The organism is Sphaerisporangium sp. NPDC004334 (assembly GCF_053602655.1).
Map to the genome: position 1 here is coordinate 1 of NZ_JBSGDZ010000079.1, position 2116 is coordinate 2116.

The 2116-nt window shown below is 70.7% G+C and carries 1 protein-coding gene; it reads left to right on the top strand.

Annotated features, from left to right (window positions below; translation table 11 throughout):
• Positions 1–1832, top strand: a 1832-nt coding sequence (locus ACWEN6_RS40815) for a BMP family ABC transporter substrate-binding protein (protein WP_452577582.1), incomplete at its 5' end; no start/stop codon positions are given.
• Positions 1833–2116: the final 284 nt, after the last annotated feature.

The following is a 2116-nucleotide window of genomic DNA, read 5'->3' on the forward strand; positions in this document are numbered from 1 at the left end:
ACGTCGAGGGCGCCTCGCTGGAGCAGCGGGTCCGGGAACGCGGGCCGCTCAGTGGGGACGAGCTGGTACGGCTGGCGCTGGGCACGGCCGGCGCGCTGGCGGCGATCCATCAGGCGGGCGTCGTGCACCGCGACTTCAAGCCGAGCAACGTGCTGCTCGGCCCCGACGGGCCGCGCGTGATCGACTTCGGCATCGCCCGCGCCCTGGACTCCGTCACGGCCACCGGCACCGGCGTCGCGGGCACCCCGACGTACATGGCGCCCGAACAGATCGCCGGCGAGCAGGTCGGCCCCCCGGCCGACGTCTTCGCCTGGGCGGTGACCATGGTCTTCGCGGCCACCGGCCGCCGTGCCTTCGGCGGCGCGAGCGTGCCGTCCGTTCTGCACGCCGTCCTCACCGCCGAACCCGACCTCAGTGGGGTCCCGGAGTCGCTGCGCTCGCTGCTCGGACGATGCCTGGCCAAGATCCCACAGGAAAGGCCCACGGCCGCCGAGATCATGCTGCAGTTGGTCGGCCACGACGCGGCCCGGCCACCCGGGACGCCCTGGCCACCTGGGCCACCTGGAATGACGACCGGCGGGCCGCCCCCTCCCTCCTCCGCCGCCTCCATGGCCTCTACCTCCGCCGCCCTGCCGTCCCCAGCGCAAGGGACCGTGCCTCCCGCGCAGGGGACCGTGCCGCGGGTGGCGGCCGTCACCGCTGCCGGGACGCCGGGCACTTCACCCCGGACCAGCCGCTTCCGGCGCGTCGCGTCGCGGACGATGATCCCGCTGCTGAGCGTGCTGCTGGCCCTCGCGGTCACCGTCGGCATCTGGCTCCGGAACTCGCCCGGCGACCGCGCCTCTACCTCGGCCACCACCTCCGCCTCCAGCGGGGCCACGTCTTCGTCCATCGCCGCCGGCAAGCTGGGCAAGGTCGGCATCGCCCTGGACATCGGCGGCCGGGGTGACCTCTGGTTCAACGACTCGGCCGTGAAGGGCCTCGAACGCGCCAAGCAGGAGTTCGGCGTGGGCGAGGTCAAAGAGCTGGCTGCCAGTGCCGATGAGACGGACGAACAGAAGGCGCAACGGCTACGGACGCTCGCCCGGAGCGGCCACAATCCGATCATCGCCATCGGCTACCCCTACTCCACGGCGCTCAACACCGTCGCGCCCGAGTTTCCGAAGACCAGCTTCGCGATCGTCGACAGCGAGGAGGCGAAGGGGAAGAACATCTCCAACCTCGTCTTCGCCGAGCAGGAAGGCGGCTTCCTCGCCGGTGCGGCGGCGGCCTTGAAGTCCAGCAAGGGACGCGTGGGCTTCGTCGGCGCGGTCAAGGACGAAGGCCCCATCGAGAGAGCGGCCGCGGGCTTCGTCGCGGGCGCCAAGTCGGTCAAGCCGAACGTCGAGCTCGACGTCAGGTACATAACCACTTCTCCGGACTTCAGCGGCTTCGACGACCCCGCCAAGGGCAAGCGCGTCGCGGCCGCCATGTTCGGCGCGGGCGCCGATGTCCTCTTCCAGGCGGCGGGTGGCTCGAACATCGGCATCATGCAGGCCGCCAAGGCCGCCGGCGGGCATGTCATCGGCGCCGAAGGCGACGAGGCCCGCACCGCGGACGCCGCCTTGCGTGACGTCGTCCTGACCTCGATCACCAAGCGGGTCGACACGGTGGTCTTCGACTACCTCGAAGACATCTCCACCGGCTCCGCCAAACCCGGCCCCACCGTCTACGGCATCAAGTCCCACGGCTTCGCCTACACCACGACCGGCGGCCACATCGACGGCATCAAGTCACGCCTGGACGAGGCAGAACAGAAGATCGCCAGAGGCCAGATCGTCCTCCCGGAATAGCGATCGCCCACATCGCCCCCTATGACCGCGACACACCTCCCGACGGTATGTCCGGCCTGGCGTGTGGAAGCGATCCACGTGGACGCAGCCACCTCTGGCAGCGCCGATCGCCGATGACGGCCGCCTTTCCGGCCTGTGTCACTGTCGCATGACGAGAGCACACCTCGGCGATCACCAGCCGCCGGCTACCCGCGACACCACACTTTCACGGTCATCTACCAGGTGCCGGCGCGTGCTCTTCCGGACGGCGTCCCCAGGCCGAGATCAGCGGCGCGAGGGTCAGG